Here is a 25,351-nt window from a genome sequence, read left to right as displayed (position 1 = left end):
AGCGTCGTCCGCCTTACCGCGTCAGAGCATCCAGAATGCGCGCCCATGAGCGCTGCCCTTGTGGAAGGAGCTGAGCTCGTATTTCTCGTTGGGCGAATGGATGCGGTCGTCATCGAGGCCGAAGCCGACCAGCAGCGATTCCATGCCGAGATAGGTCTGGAAGTCGCCCACCACCGGAATGGAGCCGCCGCTGCCGGTCGTCACCGCGGGCTTTGGCCATTCGTCCGAGAGCGCGATCTTGGCCTTGGCCAGGAAGGGCGAGTCGTAGGAAAGCTGGATTGCCGGTGAGCCGCCATGGGCATGGAATTCGACCGAACAATCGGCCGGGATGCGCTCCTCGACGAATTTCTGGAAGGCTGCACGGATCTTCTTTGGATCCTGCTTGTGAACAAGGCGGAACGAAACCTTGGCCGAGGCTTCCGCCGCGATGACAGTCTTGAATCCCTTGCCGGTGTAGCCGCCGATGATGCCGTTGAACTCGGCGGTCGGCCGCGCCCAGGTCAGTTCCAGCACCGAGCGGCCCTTTTCGCCCGACGGGATCGAGAGGCCGACAGGTCCGAGGAATGTCTCGGCCGTCTCGCCCAGTGTCTCCCATGATTTCAGCACCTGCGAGGGCGTTTCCTCGACACCGTCATAGAAGCCCGGAATGGTGATATGACCGTCCTTGTCGTGGATGTCGGCCAGCACCTTGGCCAGGATGCGGATCGGGTTGGCTGCAGCCCCGCCATAGAGGCCCGAATGCAGATCGCGGTCGGCGGCCTTCACCGTGATCTCCTCGCCGACCAGACCGCGCAGCCCGACGCAGATCGACGGCGTGTCTCGGTCCCACATGCTGGTATCGCAGACCAGCGCGAAGTCGGCCTTGAGTTCCTCCGCATTGGCCTCGAGGAACGGCTTCAGCGAGGGCGACCCGGATTCCTCTTCGCCTTCGAACAGGATGGTGACGCGGCACGGCAGACTGCCGTGCACCTGTTTCCATGCACGGCAGGCTTCGACGAAGGTCATCAACTGGCCCTTGTCGTCGGCCGAGCCACGCCCGGTGATGACCTTGTGACCAGGTCCGACCTCCTTGATCGCGGGGCGAAGGGGTCGTTTTCCCACAGTTCGATCGGGTCGACCGGCTGCACGTCATAATGGCCGTAGAAGAGCACATGCGGCGCGCCCGCCGGCCCGTCATGATGCGCGACCACCATCGGATGTCCAGGCGTGTCGCGCACGCTGGCGTCGAAACCGATCACCTTGAGTTCCCCGACCAGCCATTCCGCCGCCTTGCGGCAGTCGGCGGCGTAGGCTGGATCGGTGGAGATCGACTTGATCCCGAGCAGGCCGAAGAGCCGTTCCAGGCTCTGATCGAGATTTTTGTCGAGACGGTCGAGGACGGGGGAAATTGCGGACATCTGGCAAGCCTTTCGATTCAGTGCCGGAACCGTAAAGGCAGAGCGGCGAAACGAAAAGCCCGAGACGATTGGACCACGGCCCGCTACGGCGGCCGCAGGCAAAAAAGACCGCCGTGGTGGAGGGGGAACCACGGCGGTCTTTTACTCGAAACGATGCGGCAGCCCGGAGAGGGGGATAGGCTGCCGCAGGTGTCCGGTATAGGCGGGGACGGGCCTTGCTCCGGACTTCGGCGAAAACTGCCGATGAGGTGTATTTGGGTCTCTGAACGTGGCGATTCAAGGGCGTCTACGTTACACTTTTGTAACGTAGCCGTGAGCGGTGCTGAATAACTCCGATCTGTCAGGGTCCTGATCCGTCACCCGATCTGTCAGGGTGTTGACGGAACCTCTATCTGGCGATGTCTTTGGCATGGACCAAGCCACCGCGCCGCGCTATCCCTGCCGGCATGAAAAAAGGCGATCATCTCTTCCTCATTGACGGCTCTGGCTACATCTTCCGGGCCTATCACGCACTGCCGCCGCTGACCCGCAAGTCCGATGGCCTGCCGGTTGGTGCCGTTTCCGGCTTCTGCAACATGCTGTGGAAGCTGATGCAGGATGCCCGCAACACCGATGTGGGCATTGTGCCGACGCATTTCGCCGTCATTTTCGATTATTCCTCGAAAACCTTCCGCAACGACCTCTATCCCGAATACAAGGCCAACCGTTCGGCGCCGCCCGAGGATCTGATCCCGCAATTCGGCCTGATCCGCCAGGCAACCAGGGCGTTCAACCTGCCTTGCGTCGAGATGGAAGGCTTCGAGGCCGACGATCTTATCGCCACCTATTGCCGGCTGGCCTGCGAGGCCGGCGGCGACACCACCATCATCTCCTCCGACAAGGACCTGATGCAACTGGTTGGCGACACGGTGGGCATGTACGACCCGATGAAGGATCGCCAGATCGGCATCCCTGAAGTCATCGAGAAATGGGGGTGCCGCCCGAAAAGATGATCGACATGCAGGCGCTGACCGGCGACTCCGTCGACAATGTGCCTGGCGTGCCCGGCATCGGGCCAAAGACCGCGGCGCAACTGCTCGAGCAGTTCGGCGATCTCGATGGATTGCTCGCCCGAGCCGGCGAGATCAAGCAGGAGAAAAGGCGGGAATCGATCATCGCCAACGCTGACAAGGCACGCATCTCGCGCCAGTTGGTGACGCTGAAGAACGACGTGCCGGTGGCCGAGGGACTGGACGATTTCGTGCTGCATGCTCCCGACGGGCCGAAGCTGATCGGCTTCCTCAAGACCATGGAATTCACCTCGCTGACCCGCCGCGTGGCGGAAGCGACCGGCACGGAGGCCGGCGACGTCCAGGCCGTCGCGGTGACCGTCGAACGCGCCGACAACGCACATGGCCCGACGTCGGGGCCGGAACGCCGCCCGTCGCCCGAAACGGGGCGGCCACCGAGCCGGGCCAGGCCGCTGAAGCCGAGACGGAGACGCCAAAAAAAGGTGACACCCCTTCCCTCCTGGCCGCATTGCGGCTGGAGGGCGCGGCGACCGCCAAGATCGATACCTTGGCCTATCAGTGCATCCGCGATATCGCGACGCTGAAAGCCTGGGTCGCCGAGGCGCGGGAGGCCGGTATCGCGGCCTTCGACGTCAGGGCCACCTCGACCGATCCGATGCAGGCCGAACTGATCGGCATGGCAATGGCCACGGCGCCCGGCCGCGCCGCCTACATCCCCTTCGCCCACAAGAGCGGCAATGGCGACCTGCTCGGCGGCGGTATGCTCGAAAACCAGATCCCGCTTCGCGAGGCGCTGGCGGTGCTGAAACCACTGCTTGAGGACGGATCGGTCCTCAAGATCGCGCAGAACCTGAAATATGATCTGGTCATCATGAGCCGCTACGGCGTCGATGTCGCACCCTTCGACGACACCATGCTGATCTCCTACGTGCTCGACGCCGGCACCCCCCATGGCCACGGCATGGATGCCCTTGCCGACAAATGGCTTGGCCATACCCCCTTCAACTCAAGGACGTGACCGGTTCCGGCAAGAGCTCTGTCGGTTTCGACCAGGTCGACATCGACAGGGCGACCGCTCACGCCGCCGAAGATGCCGACGTGACGTTGCGGCTGTGGCTGGTGCTGAAGCCGCGGCTTGCCGCCAAGGGACTGGTCTCGGTCTATGAACGCCTGGAGCGGCCGCTGGTGCCGGTGCTGGCGCGCATGGAACAGCGCGGTATCTCGGTCGACCGGCAGATCCTGTCCCGGCTGTCGGGGGAACTGGCGCAAGGTGCGGCCCGGCTGGAAGAGGAAATCTACCAGCTCATCGGCGAGCGCATCAACATCGGCTCGCCCAAGCAGCTCGGCGACATCCTGTTCGGCCGCATGGGGCTGCCCGGCGGCTCCAAGACCAAGACCGGCCAGTGGTCGACCTCGGCGCAGCTGCTCGAAGATCTCGCCGCCGAAGGTCACGAACTGCCGCGCAAGATCGTCGACTGGCGCCAGCTGACCAAGCTGAAATCGACCTACACCGATGCGCTGCCCGGCTTCGTCAATCCCGACACCAAGCGCGTCCACACCTCCTACGCGCTTGCCGCAACGACGACCGGCCGTCTGTCGTCCTCCGACCCGAACCTGCAGAACATTCCGGTGCGCACGGCTGAAGGGCGCAAGATCAGGACCGCCTTCATCACCGACAAGAGCCACCGGCTGGTTTCAGCCGACTACAGCCAGATCGAACTGCGCGTGCTCGCCCACGTCGCCGAAATCCCGCAATTGCGCCAGGCCTTTGCGGATGGCGCGGACATCCACGCCATCACCGCGTCTGAAATGTTCAACGTGCCCGTGGAGGGCATGCCGTCGGAAGTGCGCCGCCGTGCCAAGGCGATCAATTTCGGCATTATCTACGGCATCTCGGCCTTTGGCCTCGCCAACCAGCTGTCGATCCCGCGCGAGGAGGCGAGCGCCTATATCAAGAAATATTTCGAGCGCTTCCCCGGCATCCGCGACTATATCGAGGAGACCAAGGCCTATGCCCGCGAGCACGGCTTTGTCGAAACGATCTTCGGCCGCCGCATCCACTATCCCGACATCAGGTCGTCGAACCCGTCACTGCGCGCCTTCAACGAGCGCGCCTCCATCAATGCCCGCCTGCAGGGCACCGCCGCTGACATCATCCGCCGCGCCATGATCCGCATGGAGGAAGCCTTGGACAAGGCCAAGCTGTCCGCCCGCATGCTCCTGCAGGTGCATGACGAACTGATCTTCGAGACGGTCGAGGCGGAAGTCGAGGCGACGATCCCGGTCGTGCGCCACGTCATGGAAAACGCCGCGATGCCCGCGGTCTCGATGTCGGTGCCGCTGCATGTCGACGCCCGTGCCGCCAACAACTGGGACGAGGCGCACTGAGGCCGGTTGAAAATGCTGCCGTTTTCGATAGGCACACTCCTCTCCTTCACGCTGGCGTCCCTGCTGATCGAACTGACGCCGGGTCCGAATATGACTTATCTGGCGCTGGTTTCCGCCAGTGACGGTCGGCGTGCGGGCTTTGCCACGGTGGCAGGCATCGCAGCGGGCCTTGCGTTTATCGGTGGCATCGCCGCCTTGGGCGTTGCCGAACTCATTCAGGCCTCATCCTTGCTCTACGAGGGTCTCCGCTGGGCAGGTATACTGTTCCTGCTTTATCTCGCCTGGGAGGGCTGGACCGCTGGAACTGATCTCGTCACCAATAGTGGCAAACCGGGCGGAAAATATTTCACGCGCGGATTTGTCACCAACCTCCTCAATCCGAAGGCCGCGGTCTTCTATGTCGCCGTGCTCCCGACATTCGTCGAGGCGGAACGACCCGTCCTTGGCCAGACTGTCGTGCTAACCCTGACATATGTGGCTGTTGCGACCGCCATCCACGGTCTGATTGTCATATTGGCGGGAGCACTGCAGCCGTTCCTCGACGATCCGCGGCTGGAACGGACCAGCCGACGGCTGCTTTCGACTCTGCTTGCGCTCGTTGCCTTCTGGTTTGCTTGGTCGACGGCGCGTTAGAGCAATTCCAGGAAAAGTGCGTGGCGGTTTTCCGTTCGGAATTGCGTAAAAACAAGAAGTTAGAGCGGGTCAGAGACTCTATCAACACTGAACCGCACTAGGCGGCCTCAGCGCTGCATTTCGCACACGTCCCGCGAAATTCGATCACCGCCTTCCTGGCGGCGAAGCCGGTCGAGTTGACCCATTCGTTCAGCCGGTGGTCGACGTCGTGATCGGACATTTCGGTCACTTGCCCGCAGCTGTCGCAAATGGCGAAGGCGGTCATCGAGTGGCTGTGGTCGTGCGGCTCGGCACAGGCGACGAAGGAGTTGATGCTCTCCAGCCGATGCACGAAGCCTGATTTTACCAGCGTGTCGAGCGCCCGATAGACCTGCAGCGGCGCCCGAAAACCGCGCTCGCGCAACTGATCAAGCAAGGTGTAGGCGCTGAGCGGCCCGCTGGCGGTCTCGAGTTTCTCGAGCACGCACAACTGGTTTTTCGTCAGCACATCCCTTGCCGCCATGGTTCTGTTCCAACCTGCCCTACGCCATCACAAGGCTGTTTGTTCACGCAAACGGCCTGATCCCATTCAGATAGCGACGAACCGCCTTCTTTGCTACTCTTCTGTTGCTGTCCCGAGCCGATCGATGACATGCCGGCACATTGGTGATGGCAGGCTTGATGACGGAGCGACATTCAAAATACTGCCAAAATCCTCGACGAGGATGGTCTCGCTTGGGAAATTCGATCGGGCTTGGGGAAGCAATATGATCAAATTGACACGCCGGACGCTGCTTGTCGGCACGTCCGCGCTGATGGCTGCCGGCACGGTTTCGTTCCGGGCGTTGGCCGCGTCGCGCACCTACCATGCGCTGCTCGTCGCCTGCACCGAATATCCGGCCTTGCCGCAGAGAAACTGGCTGATCGGGCCGAAGAACGATGCCGGCCTGGTGCACGAATACCTGCTGAAGAACGTCCCCGATCCAGTGCGCTTCGCGCCCGAGAACGTCACGCTGCTCGCCAAGGACGTGCCCGGCGCCAAGGGCTTGCCGACCCATGCCGCGATCAAGACGGCACTGGCCGATCTCGCCGCCAAGGTTCGGCGCGACGACTTCGTCTACCTGCATCTGTCCGGCCACGGCGCCCAGCAGCCCGAGAGGGTCAAGGGCGACGAGACCGACGGACTCGACGAAATTTTCCTGCCCGTCGACATCGAGAAGTGGATCAACAGGGATGCCGGCGTTCCGAACGCGCTGGTCGACAACGAGATCGGCGATGCGCTCGATGCCATCCGCAACAAGGGCGCCTTCGTCTGGGCGGTGTTCGACTGCTGCCATTCCGGCACCGCCACCCGCGCCGTCGATGTCGATGACGAGCTGGAACGCAAGGTCGAGTTCGCCGACCTGGTAGGTGGCGACGAGGCGGCCAGGGCGGCAGCCGTCAAGGCGTATGACAACACCGTCGCAAGCGCATCGCGCGGCCTCGACGAGAATGGCCAGCGCAAACCGGCCTTCAACCTGACGCCGACTGGCGGCGAGCCAATCACCAAGGGCAAGCTGGTCGCCTTCTATGCCGCGCAGACGGTGGAGACGACGCCGGAGATGCCGCTGCCCAGAGGCACGGCGGATGCGCCGCGCTTCGGCCTGTTCACTTTCACCATACTGTCGAAACTCGCCGAAAACCCCAACGTTACCTATCGCCAGCTTGGCCAGGCTGTGCTGCAGCAATATTCGGCCGACAGCCGTACCCGGCCAACGCCGCTGTTCGAAGGCGAACTCGACGCGCGCGTGTTCGGCACCGACAAGACGGATGCGGTCATGCAATGGCCCATTATCGTCAAGGACGGCGAGGCGACGATCGGCGCCGGCCTGCTGCATCGCCTCACGCCGGGTAGCAAGCTCGCCATCCTGCCGTCGGCGCTGTCGTCGCTATCCGACGCCGTCGGCTATCTCGAAGTGGAATCGGCCAAGAACCTGGAGAGCCGGGTCAAGCCGGTCGATTTCGACAAGAAGCCCGCACTCAACGTTGCCGATATCCCCGCCAATGCGTATGCCCGGGTGGCGGAGATCGCTGTCGACTACAAGCTCGCCGTTGCACGGCCGGCCGCGACCAAGGGATTGGAGACGGAAACGGCACTCGTCAATTCGGTTCTCGACGAACTTGCAGCGGCCAAGGAGACCGGCTTCAACATCGAACTGGTCGATCCGGGCAAGAGCGCCGAACTTCGCTTCGCGGTGATGCGCGAGAATGCCATTGCCGGCGCCGACGGGAACGCGACCGACAAGCCGGCCCTGTGGTTCCTGCCGGCTTCGGGCGACGTGACCTTGAAGGATGGCGGCAGGCCGCCGCTGATCATCATCCACCCCGACGACCGCCAGAAGCTTGTCGATGCGACGGCGAGGAATTTGCGCACCATCTTCCGCGCCACCGGGCTTTCCAGGCTGGCGGCGGCCTTCGACTACAAGCCGGAGGACGTCGACGTGCAATTCCAGGTCAAGCGTCGCGACAAGGACGGTCTGGAGCCGTTGCAGGCCTCGGTGGTGCCACGCGTCTCGCCCGGCGACGAGGTGCATGTGCTGGCGAAGAACAGGTCGGACCAGCTGGTCGACATCAATGTGCTCTATGTCGGCAGCGACTATTCGATCACCCACATCGTTGCCGAGCGCCTCGCCCCGCAGGCTACCGTCGAGGAAGGGTTGCTTGCCTTCACCGACACCAGCTTCGGCATGGAGCGGATGATCGCGGTGCTGACCGAGGCGCCGCCGGAAAGCGAAAAGGAGGATCTGAGCTTTCTGGCGCAGGACGGTGTCGCGTCGATGACGCGCGGGATAGGCTCCGCCAGCTTCTCCGACATGCTTGCCGATATCGGCGTGGCGCCGTCGACCCGATCGGTGATGCGGCTTGCCGACAAGAGCGGCCCGAAGGGAGCGGTGATGATCTTCCCGATGGAGACGGTGCCGCGCGCCTGAGAATCCAGGCGGGGGTGTTCATGGCCAGGCCTTGCACTGCCGGCACGATGGGGTGAAAACTTTTAGCCGCAGCGTCGGGAGATGACGCGGCCGGCGCAATGGATGGGGTGGTTCGTGAGCTATAGCGTATTTTCCTGGAGTGCCACGGTGGGCGGCATCGCCGCCGGCCTGCTGCTGGTTGCCGACGCGTCGGCGCAGGACGCCTGCGGCCTCTGCGCCAAGCAGGTGATCATCAATTCGGAACTGGCGACCTGTTTTCTCGACCAGTACGACCAGATTGCCAAGGCCAGCAGCGACGCGATCGTCGTCGATCTCTCGGGCTGCGCCTCGCGCGGCATCGTCGAAGCCTTGCCGTCGCCGAACAAGGCGCCGGCGGAACCGGACGTGCATTTCATTGTCTCGCGCCCGCAACTGGCGTGCCTGAAGAAGCAGCTCGAAGCGCCGGGCGTGGTGCTCGATCCCTCCGCCACCATCGAACTGGATAGCTGCAAATGAAGAAGCCGGGGGCACGACGAAGCAGGCAGCAGCAGTGACACCGGCAAAGGAGGCGGCTGCGAAGCAGGCGCTGCCGGAAACCACCGAAGGCTTCCCGTGGCTGAGCAGTCATGAGATCAAGAAGGAAAGCAACCCCTTCACCGACCGCGACTGGCGCATGCTGGTCTATGCCTGGTCGGGCATGCTGGTGCGCTTCGCCATCATCTTCACCTTGGCATTCTCGGTCTATCAGTTCCTGGCCAACCAGGAGCAGAAGCGCGTCGAGCAGACCATGTCGCTGGTCGAGCTTTGGGAGACCAAGGATTATCAGCAGGCGCAACGGGCACTCAAGGATCGCCTCGCGGCCCTCAATTCCAAATACGACAATCTGCTCAGCGCCAACCCTTCGCCGACCGAGGAGCAGGTATTCCGGCAACGTATCGGCATCGAGGCGATGAGCGCTTCCGGCGGCGACATGCCGCTCGCCGACTTCAGCGAGAAGTTCGACCGCATCGTCTATTTCCTCAACCGGCTCTCCTTCTGCGTCGATGGCGACCTGTGTTCGCGCAAGGTGACCGACGCCTATTTCCGCGACTATGCCGTCTCCTTCTGGAGTTACTTTGCCGGCTATGTCGACAAGCAGCGCAAGGCCGGGTCGCCTACTTTCGCGACGGCGATCGAGGCCTATGTGCGCAGCGGGCAACCGTCGGCTGAAACCAAATAACGATGACAAGGGTGAGCTTCCGCCTCATAGGTGCCTGCCTCTGGCTTGCCATGGCCGGAGCCCTGATCTCGGCGTCGGTCGCCCATGCCGAGGACGCCCCGGATTTCCATCTTGATCTCGACACCGGCGGCCACAGCGCGCGGGTCACCGATCTCGCCTTCACGCCCGATGGCGAGAACCTCGTCTCGGCCTCCGACGACAAGACCATCCGCATCTGGGACTGGCAAAGCGGCGTCAGCCTGCGCACCATCCGTGGCTATCTCGGCAAGGGCAACGACGGCAAGATCTTCGCGGTAGCGGTCTCGCCGGACGGCAAGACGATAGCCGCCGGCGGCTATTTCGGCGCCGGTCTCGGCGACAAGCCACCCTATGGCGACGTCAGGCTGTTTGACTTCGCCACCGGCAAGATGAAGGCCGTGCTCAAGGCCGCCGACTACGCGACCTATGACCTTGCCTTCTCTCCCGATGGAAAGATGCTGGCTGCCGGTGGCGCCGATGGCGTCGTCTATCTCTGGAAGCTGGACGACAAGTCCACAGCCGGATGGACACTGGACAAAAAGCTCGACGCCGATTCCTGGCATATCGACAAACTGGCTTTCGCCGCGGCGGGAACCCGGTTGGCCGCAACGACGACGGACAATGGCATCCGGCTCTGGGACATCACGAAGGGCGAGCAGATCGCATTGCCGGCTGACGCCGAGCCGCTCCGGGATGTCGGCGTCATGGCGCTGGCCGTTTCGCTGAACGGCGGTCTGTTTGCCACCGGCAGCAAGGACGGGCAGGTGCAGCTCTGGCGTGCGGCTGACGGCACGCTGGTGCGCGCCATGCCGAAGCAGGATTTCCTCGTCGGCTCGCTGACCTTCGCCAAAGGCTCGCGGCTGGTGGCTTCGTGCGGCTATCGTTGCGCCGACAAGCACCGCTCCATCGTCTGGAACACCGACACTGGCGACAAGCTGCTCGACTATGCCGGCCATGACGGCACCGTCTATGCCAGCGCCGTCAATGCCGACGGCTCGCTGGTGGCGACCGCCGGCGGCACACGCAACGCCATCCAGGTCTGGGACCCGGCGACAGGAGAACGCAAAGCCCTACTGCAGGGATCGGGTGAACCGGTGACCGCGGTCGGCATCGACGCGGCGAACGGCGTCATCGCCTGGGGCGATGCCTACCCCTGCCCCGAGCGCGTCGCCTGCCCGGAACAAATGGGCGCGCTGGACAAGAAGCTGGAACTGCCTACCGCCGAGCGGTTCTTCGACGACCCCCAGCCGCTGGCGGAGCCAAACGCGTTTGCCCGCGCCACGCTGACCGACGGCCAGTGGTCGCTGCACGCCACGGTCGGCGGCAAGGACGCGCTGGAAAACGCCGTGCTGGAGATCGCCAATGGCGGCAAGGTCGTGCGTGCGATCGAGAATGACGCCACCAACGGCTTTGCCCATTCCGCCTTCACGCTGATCGACAACGGGCTTGGCCTGATCACCGGCGGCAATGACGGCACGCTGCTGGAATACAAATCCGCGACCGCCAGGGTGTCAGGTGAATTCACCGGCCATACCGGCGAGGTCAATGCCATGGTCGCCTCGCAAAAGGCCAGTCTGCTGGTCACCGGCAGTGCCGACCAGACGCTCCGGCTCTGGAACCTGAAGACGCACGAACTGATCGTGTCGATGTTCTTTGCCGGGTCGCAATGGATCGCTTGGATGCCGCAGGGCTATTACTATTCCTCCGACGAGGGCGACAAGCTGATCGGCTGGCACGTTAACCAAGGCCGCGACCATGAAGGCCGCTTCATCCGCGCCGGCCAGTTGAAGAAATATCTCTGGAGCCCGGAAATGGTGCGCCGCGCCATCATCCTGCGCAGCGCCAGGCAGGCGGTCAAGGAGATGCGGCCCGGCGTCGACGACGAGTTGCGGAAGCTTCTCCAGCGCAAGCCGCCGGAGTTCGGCATCCGCCTCGCCGACGACCAGAGCAAGGCCCGCGACGGCTACGTCGCGGTCGAGATATCAGGCGCCAAGGAGGCCGGCACTGATGCCGCCGGCTTCTCGATCCTTTCGAACAGCCGCAATGTCGGCGACGTCACCGCACGCTCAGTGGACGGCAGCAACACCATCGTCGAGGTTCCGGTCGAGGATGGCCAAAACACCATCCGCATCACCGGCACCAATGAATACGGCTATCTGACCGAGCGCAGCGTGACGGCGCTGGCAAGAAAAACCGAGAAGGCCGAGGCCAAGGGCAAGCTCTATGTCGCGGTCATCGGCGTCGACAAATATCCGTTCCTGACCGACGCCTGTTCGGGCCATGCCTGCGACCTGCGCTACCCCGTCGACGACGCCACCGAGTTTCTCAAAGTGGTTGCGCAGAAATCGGCACCGCTGTTCTCGTCGATGGAATCGCTGGTGCTGGTCAACCGCCAAGCACTCGACGAGAGCCCCGACATGGCCAGGCAGACCTACACCGTCGCCAGTGCCGACAGCATCATGGAACCGGACTCGCACGCGATCGACGACCAACTCGCCGATTTCCTCGACAGGCCCGGCGAGCACGACACCACCATCATCTTCGTCGCCGGCCACGGCATCAACATCGACGAGGACTATTATTTCATCCCGACCGATGGCCGCAAACAGGATGCCGAGCGCTGGAAGCGCTCTTCGCTGGTGGATTGGTCCGACATCCAGAAATCGGTCGAGCGAGCCAAGGGCATGCGCTTCATGCTGCTCGACACCTGCCATGCCGCCAACGCCTTCAATCCGCGCCTGGAAAAGGACGCGCAGGACGCGCGCATCGTCGTGTTTTCAGCGACCGCGGCCAACAACACCGCCGCCGAATTGCCGGAGCTCGGCCACGGCGTATTCACCTATTCGATCCTCGAAGGCCTGCGCGGCAAGGCGAGGACCTCCGACGGCGGCGTGACGCTGTTGGGGCTCGCCGATTTCATCTCGCGCGAAGTGGTGCGGCTGACCGCTTCGAAGCAGAAGCCGTTCTATTATGTCGGCGGCGTGGAAAACATCGTGTTGGCCGAGCCGTGAGGCCTCTGCGCCCGGTCCCCCCTCTCTGTCCTGCCGGACATCTCCCCCTCAAGGGGGGAGATCGGCTGTTGTCTGCGACTTCGCCAATCATCGACGTTTCAAAGAACGAGCCGGCGACGAAACTGCCAATCTCCCGCCTTGAGGGGGAGCTGTCCGGCAGGACAGAGAGGGGGCCTGGGCGCAAACTGTCGTTGTGCTTATATTCGTACTCGGTCTCCTGTTCCCCCTCCCAGCCTTCGCCACCCCTCTCGTCTGCCCGCCCGGCGCCGAGAATTTCCCGCCCTTCTACGACGACGCTAAGCTGTTCGAGAATGCCATCGCCGGCGCGGCCGGGGTCCAGCCATCCAATCAGCGTCTGACCGGCATCACCGTGCCGCATCATCTGCTGGCCGCCGACCTGGTGGCGCTGGGTTTCCATGCCGCTTCCGGCTTCCGCTACAAACGCATCGTTATTCTGTCACCGGACCATTTCCACAAGACGCGCAAGCTCTACGCCACTTCCATGCGCGGCTTCGACACCGTGCTTGGTCCGGTAGAAGCCGACACCGATGCGGTGCGGCTGCTGGAGAAGAACAGCGACATGGTCGAGGAGTCCTGTCTGTTCGGCAAGGAGCATGGCGTACGCGCCATGCTGCCTTTCCTCCACCACTATTTCCCCGAGGCGAAAATCGTGCCGGTGGCGATGTCGGTGAAGGCGCGGCGCGGCGACTGGGACAGGCTTGCCGAGGCGCTCAAGACAATCGTCGATCAGGACACGCTGATCGTCGAATCCACCGACTTTTCGCACTATCTGCCCCAGCATGACTCCAGGCGTTTCGACCAGCAGTCGCTCACCATGCTGGCCGCCGGATCGCTCGACGGCGTCGCGGCATTGCGCCAGCCAGATCATGCCGATTCCGTGGGCGCGCTCTACATCCAGACCAGGCTGCAGCGTGAATTGTTCGGCGCCCAGCCGCTGGTCGTCGCCAACGAGAACTCGCAGGAGCACACAGCCGACTATGTCGAGCGTACCACCAGCTATGTGGTGGCGCTGTTCGGCGCCTTCGGTCCTGGCTTCAACAGCCCGGCGCGGCCCAAGGACAAGATCTATTATCTCGCCGGCGACGTGAATTTCGGCCGTGCCATGAAGAAGATTTTGCTGCGCGACGGCGTTGCCGACCGGATCATCGGCAGCATCCTGTCGCTGACCGGCTCGCGGCCGCTGATCGTCAACCTCGAAGGCGTCATCCTGCCCAACGTGCCGGAAGCCATCGACGACATGACGCTGGCAATGCCGGAAGGCCTGGCTGTCGACATGCTGAAGCGGCTGCATGTCGCCGGCGTCGGCCTCGCCAACAATCATGCCTACGATCTCGGTCCGTCGGGTTATGCCGAGACGCTGCGCGCGCTGGACGGGGCCCGCATCCCGCATTTCGGCCAGGGCGAGACGCTGGCGCTCCCCGATCTCGACCTCGTCGGCCTGACCGACATCGACACCAACGGCTCCAAGAACACCGACCTGCTCACCCCTGCCTTGCTCGACCGGCTGCTGCACGAGAATGCGGAACGCCCGGTGGCCGCCTTCGTCCACTGGGGCCGCGAGTACAAGACCGAGCCGTCGCCGCGCGAAGACAGGCTCGCCGACGAGATGCGATTGCGCGGCGCGTCAGTCATCGTCGGCGGCCATCCGCATGTGTCGAGCGAAGCGATCGTCCCGCTTGCCGGCGGCGACGTGGCGGAGGTCTATTCGCTCGGCAATTTCCTGTTCGACCAGAGCGCAGAGCGCTCGTCGGGGTCGATGCTGGAACTACGTGTCTTCCCGCAAGGCACCGTCTTCACAAGGCTCATCCCGCTGCCCAACTATTTCGAGATGGGACGCAAGTAGCCGCCGTAGAGCAATTCCAGGAAAAGTGCGTAGCGGTTTTCCGTTCGGAATTGCGTAAAACAAAGAGTTAGAGCCGTTCGGCGATTCCGTGAAATGCGGAACGGCTCTAGGCCTCACCTGAATATCGACATACCCCCTAGCCGCAGCCGGCCATGCTGCGCGGCAAATAGCACGTCGCGGGCTCTGTCTTGGTCTCGAACAGCGACTGCTTCGGCCGGAAATAGAAGAAGCTCACCGGCTTGCTCTCGCGCACGCTGCCATCGGCGAAATGCGCGGCGATGCTGAAGCGGTGGATCGACGACATCGCCGACCACATTTTCAGTCGCGCCGTGTAGGCACTGATAGTCTTGTTGCCACGCACCGGCATGGGAAAAGTGTAGTCGTGCTTGCCGATCGGGAACTCGATGTTCTGGTAGCGCATCGCTTCCGGGCTGCCGCCACCGCCGTCGCCGCATTCGGCCATCGATTCGGGAACCTCGAAAACCGCCATCGTCATCTGGGCGCGAAACGGCTCGCTCTGCTGAGTGACATTGCCCTGGTCGTCGGCCCAGGAATAGTCGAACTTGCCGATCGCGTTCAGCGTCATCGCCTGGTTGAAATTGCCGAGATAATCGCCGACCTCGCCGAACTTGATCTTGTTGGTGAGCTGGCCGCGGCAGACATTGAGACTGTCGACCGAGGGACAGGGGAAACGTCCGGTTTCCAGACTGGCCGTATCGACGCCGGCCTCGTCGAGCACGCTCTTGATCGACACATCGACGCCATCGCCGAAGCCGCCGACATCTTTTGTGAACATGCGGCTCGGCTGACCGGTCGGATTGCCCTCTTCGTCCACAGTGGTGAACTGGATCGACATCTTCATGTCCTTGGCGCCGCCCCAGCCATTGTTGACGATCGAGAAATCCGGCCGGAAACCGATGCAGCCGAAATGCTCCGAGATCGACAGCATCGGCTTGCGATAGGCGTCGCTGGCCGCGACCTTCATTTCCAGGCTGTCGAGTTTGACCTTGGACTGATCCGTCGTCTTCAGGTCGACCTCGGCAAAGGCCGGCGTGTCCTCCCAGTCGGCACCTTCATAGACATTGGTCGTGTTGACCTGCCCGGTGCCGTTCCAGGCATCATTGTAGAGGTTGTCCTCCGGATAGATCGCGATGTCCTCGTCTCGCACCAGGTGCTGGTATCTCATGTCGGCCTGCTGCGTCATGCGCTGGTCGACCACCACGCCGATCTCGACCCTGTCGGCATCGCCGCCGCCGGCCTGTGCCTTGAGCAGGCCGCCCACCCTGGCGTCTGCCAGCACGTCGGGACGCGATCCGCCGACCTCCTTGCCCATCACCCATTGCGAGCTGTAGACCGTGCCGCCGGCGAGCCGGGTCTGGCCCTTGCCGTCCTTCAGGCCGTCAACAAATGAGCCGACGAATATTTCGCCCGTCGTCGACAGCAACCTGCCTTCGCCGCTCGGAACGCCCCGGACGAATTGCCCTTCATAGCGGTTGCCCTCGGCATCGACATGGATGCCCTTTCCGTCGAGATCTCCAGCGAACCAATGCCCCTCGAAAACCTCGCCCGAGCGCAACTCGAGCCGGCCCTGCCCGTCGGGCCTGCCGTTTCTGATATCGCCGAAATAACTGGAATAGACGGTCTTGGGGTCGTAGCTCGCCGAGCCCCGCACACGCCAGACCAGCCTGCCCTTGCCGTTGATCGTTCCGTCCTGCGCGACCGTCCTGTCTGGCGACTGGCCCGCCGCCGGCTCCCAGGTGAAGTCGAGATTCTTCTCCGGGTGGAAATCCCACACCCGCACCGCCCTGCGCAGCACCGAGCGCGTATCGCTCTGGTAGAGGATCTGGACGCGCTCTGCCCAGGCACCGGCGGCCGTATCGGCGGAAGCCGGTGAAAGCATCGGCGTGGCCAGCATCAATGCGGCCGCGATCCCCAGCACTGCCCTTGCCCGCGCCATGCTCCAAGCCCCTTTGGACGCCCAACCCCTTGGAGGATCAAGCGTAGTCGGGGCGCCGGCCTCGTGCAAGAGAAGCCGTGCGGAGGGTCGGCATGAAAAAGGCGGCGGGATTGATCCGCCGCCTTTGACGGTAACTGCGAGTACGAGTGTTATTTGTACAGGCTGTTGATCCACTGGATGTTGGCGGCGTTCAGGCGTACGGCAGTGTTCGCGTCGGGACTTTCCGCCACGTTGACGCCGGTGATGATGCGCTGCTTGGAGTTGTTGTCATAGGCATAGACCGAGCTGCCGCTCGACCCCGGAAACGTATCGCAGTCATACTGGAAATATTCCGGAGCGATGTTTTCGGCATGCACTTCGCAGCTTGCCTTCCACATCGTCCCCATCGGCTTGTCGCCGGGATAGCCGACGAGGTTGGCGGTGAAGTCGCCGAGATCGTCATAGTTGGCGTAGCCCAGCCAGCCGAGATTGGTGCCGACATCCTGCTTCAGCGTGATGATGCCGAGATCCCACGGGATCACGGAGCCATAATAGCCCTGGTAGTTGTCGATGAAGCCCTGCAGCACATAGGCGCTTTCATAGCTGAAGGCGCCGAACGGAGCGTCATCGGCGGTGCTGCCATTGAGGCCCGGCACGAACAGGTAGTCGGAGAGCCAGTCCTTGTCCTCGTGGCTGTAGAGACAGTGTGCGGCGGTAAGCACGGTGCGCGGGCCGATCAGCGTTGCCGAACAGCTGCCGTAGCCGGTCTTCGACTTGGCTTCGAGATAGCCGATTGCCGAGAACGGATAGGTCTTGGTGTTCTTGACCTGCTCACGATCGTCGGTGCCGAAAACCTGACGTCCGGCTTCGCCTTCGCCAAGGTCAGGATCCTCGGTCTTGCGCGGGCCGCCCTCGGCGCCATTTGCCGGCGCATTCAGTTCCTTGATGATGATCTCTCGCAGCGCTTCGCTCGGTTCGATCTTGATCTCCTTGCCATCGGCGGAACGTCCGATGATGCCATAGGATTTGACAGCCGCTTTCTCGTCGGTGATCGGCGCGGCGCGGTTGTCTTCGTCAGTCAGCGTCGGCGGCGCGATCGGCTTGGCCCGCCCGGGCTTGTAGTCGCCTGACGTCACGTCCCGCATACTTTCGCCATTGCCGGCACTGGCGGAGCCAGGATCGGCGGCGAAAGCAGGGACTGCCGACATTGCGGTGGAAAGCAATGCGGACGCCATCATAAGCTTTGTCAGTTTTGTCATGGTGAGACTCTCCCAAAAGTCAGCAAGGACTGGATCAAAATACAGAAATATTGTCGAGATCGTGGTGGTGCTGAAAAATCGGCAAAGGCTATCGGCGAACGTACCGGATCGTTGTTTGCCTCGGTCAATCTAAAGCCCCCGCCTAAGACCCTGCCACGACATACTGCCTAAAATAATCCAAGATTGGCAATGATAAATCGCTTCCACGTAGCCCGTGGGGGCTATAGAGTTTTGTGCGGGTTCTGCTCGCGGGCACGGTTAGCAAAAGTGGGATTCGGTTTTGTGACCGATCGCGCCCCGTTCGATACGGTGCGTGTCCGGATCGCCGAACCGGCGGCCTCTGGTTGCACAATGCCCGGCGTCGATCCGCGCGGGAGAATTGTCTCAGGAGGGGTTCAGGTGCACATCACAAATCGGTTCGGGCAGGTCGTTGCCGCATCGCTGCTTGGCATCGCCACTGCCGTTGCATTCATCAACGCCGGCCAGGCGGACGAGGCCGCCGTCAGGCCGGAGGCGGCCGTTTCGCCGATGCAGCGGGTGACCGATGCCAGGACCAAGGCAGCGGCGGAGAACCCCGACGGCACCGATCGCGTCTATGGCGGCAATCAGGCTGAAAAGGGCGCCTATCCTTTCCAGGTGGCACTCCTCACCACCGCCAGGCTGGACGAGAATCCGGCCTCTCAGGCCAACGCGCAGTTTTGCGGCGGCAGCCTGATCGCTCCGCAATGGGTGCTGACGGCGGCGCACTGCCTCAACGACAAGGGCCAGCCGATCTCGCCAGACTCCGTCACCGTGCTGACCGGTGCCACGGATCTCAGCGAAGGCAAGCGGCACAAGGTTGTCGAAGTCATCGTCAACGAGGGCTACAGCGAGCAGACGCTCGACAACGATCTCGGCCTGCTCCGGCTCGCCGACCCGGCCGATGCACCGACCATCAAGCTTACCCATGACGCGACACCCGACACCGGCAAGACCACCGTCACCGGCTGGGGCAAGATGCAGGACGGCACCTTCCCGACCACGCTGATGGTCGCCGATCTCGATCTTCAGCCGAACAGTGCCTGCAACAGCGGCATCAAGGCCATCTATGCGCATGACCTGAAAGCGGCTCTCGGAGACCTGTCGCACCGCATGCGCTATTCGGAAAAGGGCATCGATGCCGCGGCCAATGCGATTGCCGCCGACATGACCGATCCGCTGACCAGCAACATGATCTGCGCCGGCACCACCAGCGGCGTGCGTGACGCCTGCAATGGCGACAGCGGCGGACCGCTGTTCATGACCGGCGCCGGCGGCCCGGTCCAGGTCGGCGTCGTCAGTTGGGGCGAAGGCCCCGCTGATGGCAGCGCTGCCTGCGGCCACAAGGACGCCTATGGCATCTACACGCGGCTGGCCAACTACACCGGTTGGATCGAGGCCAAGATGAAGACATCCGCCCCGGCGCCCGAAAAGCCCAAGGCCGGACTCGGCACCGCCCAGAAGCCAAAGTCGCCCTGAAGCGGCCGCTTCGGATTGCCGTGGAAAACGGCGGGAACATCCCGCCGTTTTGTTTGCCGGCTTGCCGAGCGAGCCTATTTCCTTGGCGGACCTTTGCGCTCGGCGGAGGCCGCCCACAGATTGATGTCGGACTCGCGCGCGTAAGTATCGATCTCGGCCAATTCGGCGTCGCTGAAATCGAGCACCTTGAGCGCGCCGACGCAATCCTCGACCTGCTCGGGCCGGCTGGCGCCGATCAGCGCCGACGTCACCTTGCCCTTGCGCAGCACCCAGGCCAGCGCCATCTGCGCCAGCGTTTGGCCGCGTTTGCCGGCGATCGCGTTGAGCGATTTGATGTTGGCAATGGTGCGATCGTTGATAAAAGCCGTCTTCAGCGACTTGCCCTGGGAGGCCCGGCTGCCATCGGGAATGCCGCCGAGATATTTATCGGTCAGCATGCCTTGCGCCAGCGGCGAAAACACGATGGAGCCGACGCCGAGCCCTTCGAGCGTGTCGAGCAGCCCGTCCTCCTCGACCCAGCGGTTCAACATCGAATAGCTCGGCTGGTGGATGACACAGGGCGTGCCCAATTGCCTCAATATGTCAGCGGCCTCGCGGGTGCGCTGCGAATTGTAGGACGAGATGCCGGCATAGAGTGCCTTGCCCGAACGCACCGCATGGTCGAGCGCGCCCATGGTTTCTTCGAGCGGCGTGTCGGGATCGAAACGGTGCGAATAGAAGATGTCGACATAGTCGAGCCCCATCCGCTTCAAGCTCTGGTCGAGGCTGGCCAGCACATATTTGCGCCCGCCCCATTCGCCGTAGGGGCCGGCCCACATCTCGTAGCCGGCCTTGGTCGAGATGATCAGTTCGTCGCGATAGGCGGAAAAATCGGTGCGCAGGATCTCGCCGAAAGCGGTCTCCGCCGAGCCGGGCGGCGGCCCATAATTGTTGGCGAGGTCGAAATGGGTGATGCCGAGGTCGAACGCCTTGCGGACGATGGCCTGCTTGGTCCGATGCGGCGTGTCGTCGCCGAAATTGTGCCACAGCCCGAGCGAGATCGCCGGCAGCTTGAGGCCGGACCGCCCGCAGCGGTTGTAGATCATGTTCTCGTAGCGGTTTTCAGCGGCGATATAGGGCATGGGAAATCCTCGGATATGAACGGACAGGGCACTGTCATCGCAGAGGCGACGAACATGCCCGTACGCCATCCTTTACCCCCTCTCCGTCGGAACGGGGAGAGGGGTAAGCAAAATTATCGATAATCTCCCGCGATCTATTTTTTCTTGGCCAGGAGATCCTTGGCTTGCTTGACGCCAAGCGCGGCCGGGCGCTCGCAAGTGGTCTGCATGGCGACGAACTTGCCGGTTTCGCCGGAGCGCAGAAGGCCGGTCATGACATCGACGGCATGCAACGCGAGTTCCATCGAGCAGCGGTGCGGCCGCCCCTCGGCGATCGCCAGCGCCATGTCGGCCAGGCCCGCCGTCCGGTAATTGGCCATCATGCCTTGGCCGTGCATCTCATTGGGGATGCCCAGCGGATGCTTCCATTTCGGCTGCTTCTTGACCGGTTTGCCCTCTTCGGTGAAGCGGACATCGCCGCCGAAGAAGTTCGGATCCGGCACGAACACCGTTCCGGCCTCGCCATAAAGCTCCATCGGCGCGTGACCGTGAGCCCAGACGTCCCAGCTGGTGTTCAGCGTCACCACGGCGCCGTTCTCGAATTCGAGCAGGCCGTGAATGGTGGTCGGCGTGTTGACAGGGATCTTTTCACCCGCTCGCGGCTTGGAACTGATGGTCCGTTCCTTGGCGGGGGTCGTCGCGAAAGCCGCCACCTGCTTCACCGGCCCGATCAGCTGGATGAGATTGGTGATGTAATACGGTCCGATGTCGAGCACCGGCCCGGCGCCCGGCTGGAAGAAGAAATCCGGATTCGGATGCCAGTGTTCCATGCCATGGCCCATGACATGGCAGGTGCCGCTGGTGATCCTGCCGAGCTTTCCCTCGTCGATCAGTTCACGCACCAGCTGGTGCGCGCCGCCGAGAAACGTGTCCGGCGCCGAGCCGATGCGCAGCCCCTTCTTCTCGGCTCGCGTCTTGAGGTCCTGGCCCTCCTTGAGCGACAGCACGAACGGCTTTTCCGAATAGACGTGCTTGCCGGCATCGAGCACTTGCTTCGACACCTCGTAATGCACGGCCGGAATGGTCAGGTTGACGATGATGTCGATATCGTCGGCCTTGAGCAGATCCTCGACGGTCTCGGCACGGAGCTTGAATTCTTTCGCCCGTGCCCTGGCCGCGTCCATGTTGATGTCGGCGCAGGCGCGCATCTCGATGCCGCGAAACAGCGGCGCCAGCGAGAAATACGCCTTCGAGATGTTGCCGCAGCCGATGACGCCAATACCCAGTTTCTTTGCCATGGTGGTTGTTCCTAGTAGCTCTTGACGGTTGCGATCGAGCGGCGGGCGAAGCGCTCGATGTCGTTGGGATTGTCCTGTTCCATGACAAAGTATTTCGCCGCGCTCTTGGCCCGCAACACCTTGATCAGGTCCGCCCAGTCGATTGTGCCGTGGCCGACATCCGACCAGCCATCCTCATCCAGCCCCTCACCCGGCTTCGCTATGTCCTTGACATGCACGGCGACGATGCGTTTGCCGTGCTTTTCGATCCAGGGCAGCGGATCGGCGCCGCCGCGCACCACCCAGGCAACGTCCATTTCCCAGCCAATGTCGGGGGCGGACGACAGGATATGATCCTGCGGCAGCGAGCCGTCGGCGAGCGCCTTGAACTCGAAATCATGGTTGTGCCAGGCAAAGCCATAGCCGGCCTTCGAGGCCACCTCGCCGACCTTGGCCAGGCGCTCGCCGAAGCCGCGCCAGCCGGCGATATCGGACGGCCTGTCCTCCGCCATCAGATAGGGGCAGATCAAGAGCTTGACGCCGAGCGTTTCGGCGATCCGGCGCACGCCGTCGAAATCCTTCTCCAGCGCATCGATGGAAAAATGCCCAGTCGGCATGGCAAGGCCGTTCTTGTCGAGTTCGGCGCGGAAGGCCTTGGGATCGTCATAGACGCCGCCGAAGCCTTCGACCTCGGCGTAACCGAGTTTGCCGAGCATTTCGAGCACATCGGTCCAAGGCAGGAAATTGCGGGCGCTGTAAAGTTGAAATGACCAGTTCATCGTCTCTGTCCGTTCTGCTTGGGGATTGTCTTTGGGAGGATGGTCTTCTTGGGAGCTACATGCGGTTTCCGGATGGGGTATCGAACAGCGAGGCGCGGGCGGGGTCAAAGCCGATCCGGACCGGATCGCCATTGCGCAGCGTCTTTTCCGCCTCGACGCGGAAGGAGAAATTGCGGTCGCCGAGCTTCGTCCACACCAGCGTATCGGAGCCCATCGGCTCGACGATTTCGACGGCGGCGTCGGTGGCAAAGGGCATGGAGTTCGCGGCCTCGCCAAAGGCAACGTGCTCGGGGCGGATCCCGAACACGCAAGGCCCGCTCTTGTTGCCGGCGCCGTCGAAGCCGTAGCGATCGAGCGGTATGGTCAAATCCCCGGTCTTGAACACCGCCGTCGTGCCGGCTTCCAGTTGTCCCTCGACGAAATTCATCGCCGGCGAGCCGAGGAACCCTGCAACGAACCGGTTGACCGGACGATTATAGATGGTCTGCGGCGCGTCGAGCTGCTGGATGACACCGCCCTTCATCACCGCGATGCGGTCGGCCAGCGTCATCGCCTCGATCTGGTCATGGGTGACGTAGATCATCGTGTTCTGCAGCTTGCGGTGCAGAAGCTTGATCTCGACGCGCAGCTCCGAACGCAGCTTGGCATCGAGATTGGACAGCGGTTCGTCGAACAGGAAGACATCGACATCGCGCACCAGCGCCCGCCCGATCGCCACGCGCTGGCGCTGGCCGCCCGAGAGTGCGGCCGGCTTGCGCTGCAAAAGCGGCTCGATCTGCAGGATCTCGGCGGCGCGTGCAATGCGCTTGGCGATTTCGTCCTTGGCGATGCCGGCGACACGCAGCCCGAAGGACAGGTTCTTCTCCACCGTCATCTGCGGATAGAGCGCATAGGACTGGAAAACCATGCCGATGCCACGGTCCTTGGGCTCTTCCCAGGTGACGTTCTTGCCCTTGATGAAGATGCGGCCTTCGGAAATGTCGAGCAGGCCGGCGATGCAGTTGAGCAAGGTAGACTTGCCGCAGCCGGAAGGTCCGAGCAGCACGATGAACTCGCCTTCGGCGACATCGAGGTTGAGCGTCTGCAGCACCGAGACCGCGCCGAAGTTCAGCGACAGGTCCTGGATCGAAACGCTGGTGCCATTCGCCGCCATCGACATCACCCTTTCACCGCGCCGGCGGCAATGCCGCGCACGAACAATTTGCCGGAAATGAAATAGACGATCAGCGGCACCAGCCCGGTCAGGATGGTGGCGGCCATGTTGACGTTGTATTCCTTCACGCCCTGCACCGAGTTGACGATGTTGTTGAGCTGCACCGTCATCGGATAGGTGTCGGGACGGGTGTAGACGACGCCGAACAGGAAGTCGTTCCAGATGCCGGTCACCTGTAGAATGACGGCGACGACGAAGATCGGCAGCGACATCGGCAGCATGATGCGCAGATAGATGCCCCAGAACCCGGCGCCGTCGACGCGCGCCGCCCGGAACAGCTCCTCCGGCATCGAGGTGAAATAATTGCGGAACAGAAGCGTCAGGATCGGCATGCCGAAAATTGAATGCACGATCACCAGGCCGGTAAGGCTGCCATAGAGGCCGATCTCGCGCAGGATGATGACGATCGGATAGATCATCACCTGATAGGGAATGAAGGCACCGACGATCAGGATGACGAAGAATGTGTCGGCGCCCTTGAAGCGCCAATTGGCGAGCGCGTAGCCATTCACCGAGGCGATGGCGATCGACAGGATCACCGAGGGAACGGTGATGCGCACCGAGTTCCAGAAACCGCGCGAAAGCCCGTCGCAATTGAGGCCGGTGCAGGCCTGCGACCACGCCTTGACCCAGGGCTCGAAGGTGATCTCGAGCGGCGGCGAGAAGATGTTGCCGAGGCGGATTTCCGGCATGCCCTTGAGCGAGGTGACGACCATCACATAGAGCGGCAGGAGGTAGTAGAGCGCCACCACGATGAGCGTACCGTAGAGGAAAATGTTGCGGCGCGAGAACATGTGTCGCGGCTTCGGTCCGCTCGGTCCGGAGACGCCAGCTTGCGGGTTTGACGACGCGGCGGACAAGGAGACGACGTGGTCAGACACGCTTGCGGCCTCCGAATTCGAGATAGGCCCATGGCACGATGACGATCATCACCGACAGCAGCATCATGGTCGAGGCGGCAAAGCCCTGGCCGAGATTCTGGGCGAAGAACATGTAGTCGTAGACATATTTTGCCGGCACTTCGGAGGCGATGCCGGGACCGCCGCTGGTCTGCGCAACGACGAGGTCGTAGACCTTGACGATGCCGGACGCGATGATCACCAGCGTGGTGATGAACACCGGCCGCATCATCGGGATTATGATGAAGAGATAGGTCTTCCACATGGGTATCCCGTCCACCCGTGCGGCCTTCCAGATATCCTCGTCGATGCCGCGCAGGCCCGCCAGCATCAGGCACATGATCAGTCCCGTGCCTTGCCAAAGCGCGGCGATCGATATGCCGTAGATGACGATGCTGGAATTGTAGAGCGGATTGAAGTCGAAGCTGGTCCAGCCGAGGCTTCGCACCACGCCCTGGACGCCGAAATCCGGATTGAGCAGCCACTGCCAGACAAGGCCGGTGACGATGAAGGAGAGTGCGAAGGGGTAGAGGAAGATGGTGCGGAAAGTGTCCTCGAAACGGATCTTCTGGTCGAGCAGGGCTGCCAGCAGAAACCCGATCACCAACGAGAACACCAGTGAGATCACGCCGTAGATCAAGAGATTCTCGATCGAGATCAGCCAGCGCGGCGTCGCCCACAGCCGGTAATACTGGTCGAGCCCGACGAAATTCAACCGCGGCAGGAGCTTCGAATTGGTGAAGGAATAAAGCACCGTCCACGCCGTGCCGCCGACGAACACCACCACGGCGGTGAGCACCATCGGGATCGAGGCGATTTTCGCGTTGAGATTGCGGAAAAGCTGGTTGGGGCGTTCGCTGTTGCTCATCTCGGCAGCCTCGCTGGGACAATGAGAGCCTCACGCTCCCGACCCTCGATGGACAA

General features: G+C 62.7%; 16 protein-coding genes and 2 pseudogenes. 8 read left to right on the top strand and 10 right to left on the bottom strand.

Features of this window, described 5'->3' with window-relative positions; translation table 11 throughout:
* Positions 1-13: 13 nt before the first annotated feature.
* Positions 14-1,397, bottom strand: a pseudogene (locus EJ077_RS04905) (M20/M25/M40 family metallo-hydrolase).
* Positions 1,398-1,843: 446 nt separating this feature from the next.
* Between EJ077_RS04905 and polA the strand changes: the two are divergent.
* Together polA and EJ077_RS04895 are read left to right on the top strand one after the other, a co-directional pair.
* A pseudogene (polA, locus tag EJ077_RS04900) lies at positions 1,844-4,795 on the top strand (DNA polymerase I).
* Positions 4,796-4,807: 12 nt separating this feature from the next.
* Complete coding sequence (locus EJ077_RS04895; RefSeq protein ID WP_208700062.1) at positions 4,808-5,428, top strand: LysE family translocator; 621 nt, start codon at positions 4,808-4,810, stop codon at positions 5,426-5,428.
* A gap of 97 nt (positions 5,429-5,525) precedes the next feature.
* Here EJ077_RS04895 and EJ077_RS04890 read toward each other — a convergent pair whose 3' ends face one another.
* Entirely contained in the window at positions 5,526-5,930 is a 405-nt protein-coding gene (locus EJ077_RS04890; RefSeq protein WP_208700060.1) for a Fur family transcriptional regulator, read from the bottom strand.
* A 244-nt stretch (positions 5,931-6,174) separates the two neighbouring features.
* Between EJ077_RS04890 and EJ077_RS04885 the strand changes: the two genes are divergently transcribed.
* From EJ077_RS04885 to amrB, 5 genes are all read left to right on the top strand, one after another.
* The gene (locus EJ077_RS04885; RefSeq protein WP_245458636.1) at positions 6,175-8,376 is read left to right on the top strand and encodes a caspase family protein; all 2,202 of its coding nucleotides are present in this window, start codon (positions 6,175-6,177) and stop codon (positions 8,374-8,376) included.
* Between the two features lie 114 nt (positions 8,377-8,490).
* A complete protein-coding gene (locus EJ077_RS04880; RefSeq protein ID WP_208700056.1) occupies positions 8,491-8,871 on the top strand; it encodes a hypothetical protein in 381 nt (126 codons plus the stop codon).
* Positions 8,872-8,905: 34 nt separating this feature from the next.
* A complete protein-coding gene (locus EJ077_RS04875) occupies positions 8,906-9,574 on the top strand; it encodes a DUF4760 domain-containing protein (RefSeq protein ID WP_208700054.1) in 669 nt (222 codons plus the stop codon).
* A gap of 11 nt (positions 9,575-9,585) precedes the next feature.
* A complete protein-coding gene (locus tag EJ077_RS04870; RefSeq protein WP_245458635.1) occupies positions 9,586-12,603 on the top strand; it encodes a caspase family protein in 3,018 nt (1,005 codons plus the stop codon).
* A gap of 193 nt (positions 12,604-12,796) precedes the next feature.
* Complete coding sequence (gene amrB / locus EJ077_RS04865) at positions 12,797-14,467, top strand: AmmeMemoRadiSam system protein B (RefSeq protein ID WP_208700052.1); 1,671 nt, start codon at positions 12,797-12,799, stop codon at positions 14,465-14,467.
* Positions 14,468-14,603: 136 nt separating this feature from the next.
* On the opposite strand, the gene EJ077_RS04860 is transcribed toward amrB, so the two are convergent.
* Both EJ077_RS04860 and EJ077_RS04855 read right to left on the bottom strand, forming a co-directional pair.
* Positions 14,604-16,424: a hypothetical protein gene (locus EJ077_RS04860; RefSeq protein WP_208700050.1), complete on the bottom strand. Its 1,821-nt coding sequence runs from the start codon at positions 16,422-16,424 to the stop codon at positions 14,604-14,606.
* Positions 16,425-16,573: 149 nt separating this feature from the next.
* Positions 16,574-17,662, bottom strand: a complete 1,089-nt coding sequence (locus tag EJ077_RS04855; RefSeq protein ID WP_135914975.1) for a trypsin-like serine peptidase — start codon at positions 17,660-17,662, stop codon at positions 16,574-16,576.
* Positions 17,663-18,061: 399 nt separating this feature from the next.
* On the opposite strand from EJ077_RS04855, the gene EJ077_RS04850 reads away from it, so the two are divergent.
* The gene (locus EJ077_RS04850) at positions 18,062-19,159 is read left to right on the top strand and encodes a S1 family serine peptidase (RefSeq protein ID WP_208700049.1); all 1,098 of its coding nucleotides are present in this window, start codon (positions 18,062-18,064) and stop codon (positions 19,157-19,159) included.
* A gap of 74 nt (positions 19,160-19,233) precedes the next feature.
* Here the strand turns inward: EJ077_RS04850 and mgrA are convergent, their stop codons facing one another.
* From mgrA to EJ077_RS04820, 6 genes are all read right to left on the bottom strand, one after another.
* Positions 19,234-20,280 carry an L-glyceraldehyde 3-phosphate reductase gene (gene mgrA / locus EJ077_RS04845; RefSeq protein WP_135914973.1) on the bottom strand — a complete coding sequence of 349 codons (1,047 nt, stop codon included), beginning with the start codon at positions 20,278-20,280 and terminating at the stop codon, positions 19,234-19,236.
* A gap of 134 nt (positions 20,281-20,414) precedes the next feature.
* A complete protein-coding gene (locus EJ077_RS04840) occupies positions 20,415-21,557 on the bottom strand; it encodes a Gfo/Idh/MocA family protein (RefSeq protein ID WP_127872346.1) in 1,143 nt (380 codons plus the stop codon).
* Between the two features lie 11 nt (positions 21,558-21,568).
* Positions 21,569-22,315, bottom strand: a complete 747-nt coding sequence (locus EJ077_RS04835) for a sugar phosphate isomerase/epimerase family protein (RefSeq protein ID WP_208700047.1) — start codon at positions 22,313-22,315, stop codon at positions 21,569-21,571.
* Between the two features lie 55 nt (positions 22,316-22,370).
* Positions 22,371-23,474 carry an ABC transporter ATP-binding protein gene (locus tag EJ077_RS04830; RefSeq protein WP_281040193.1) on the bottom strand — a complete coding sequence of 368 codons (1,104 nt, stop codon included), beginning with the start codon at positions 23,472-23,474 and terminating at the stop codon, positions 22,371-22,373.
* A complete protein-coding gene (locus EJ077_RS04825; protein WP_208700045.1) occupies positions 23,474-24,409 on the bottom strand; it encodes a carbohydrate ABC transporter permease in 936 nt (311 codons plus the stop codon). Before EJ077_RS04825 ends, EJ077_RS04830 begins: the two co-directional genes overlap by 1 nt.
* Positions 24,402-25,295, bottom strand: a complete 894-nt coding sequence (locus EJ077_RS04820; protein ID WP_135914968.1) for a carbohydrate ABC transporter permease — start codon at positions 25,293-25,295, stop codon at positions 24,402-24,404. The genes EJ077_RS04825 and EJ077_RS04820 overlap by 8 nt, the downstream gene beginning before the upstream one ends.
* Positions 25,296-25,351 lie beyond the last annotated feature (56 nt).

The organism is Mesorhizobium sp. M8A.F.Ca.ET.057.01.1.1 (assembly GCF_003952565.1).
Classification (GTDB): Bacteria; Pseudomonadota; Alphaproteobacteria; order Rhizobiales; family Rhizobiaceae; genus Mesorhizobium.
The sequence above is the reverse complement of the archived record's forward strand: the minus strand, read 5'-3'. Positions and strand labels throughout refer to the sequence as shown.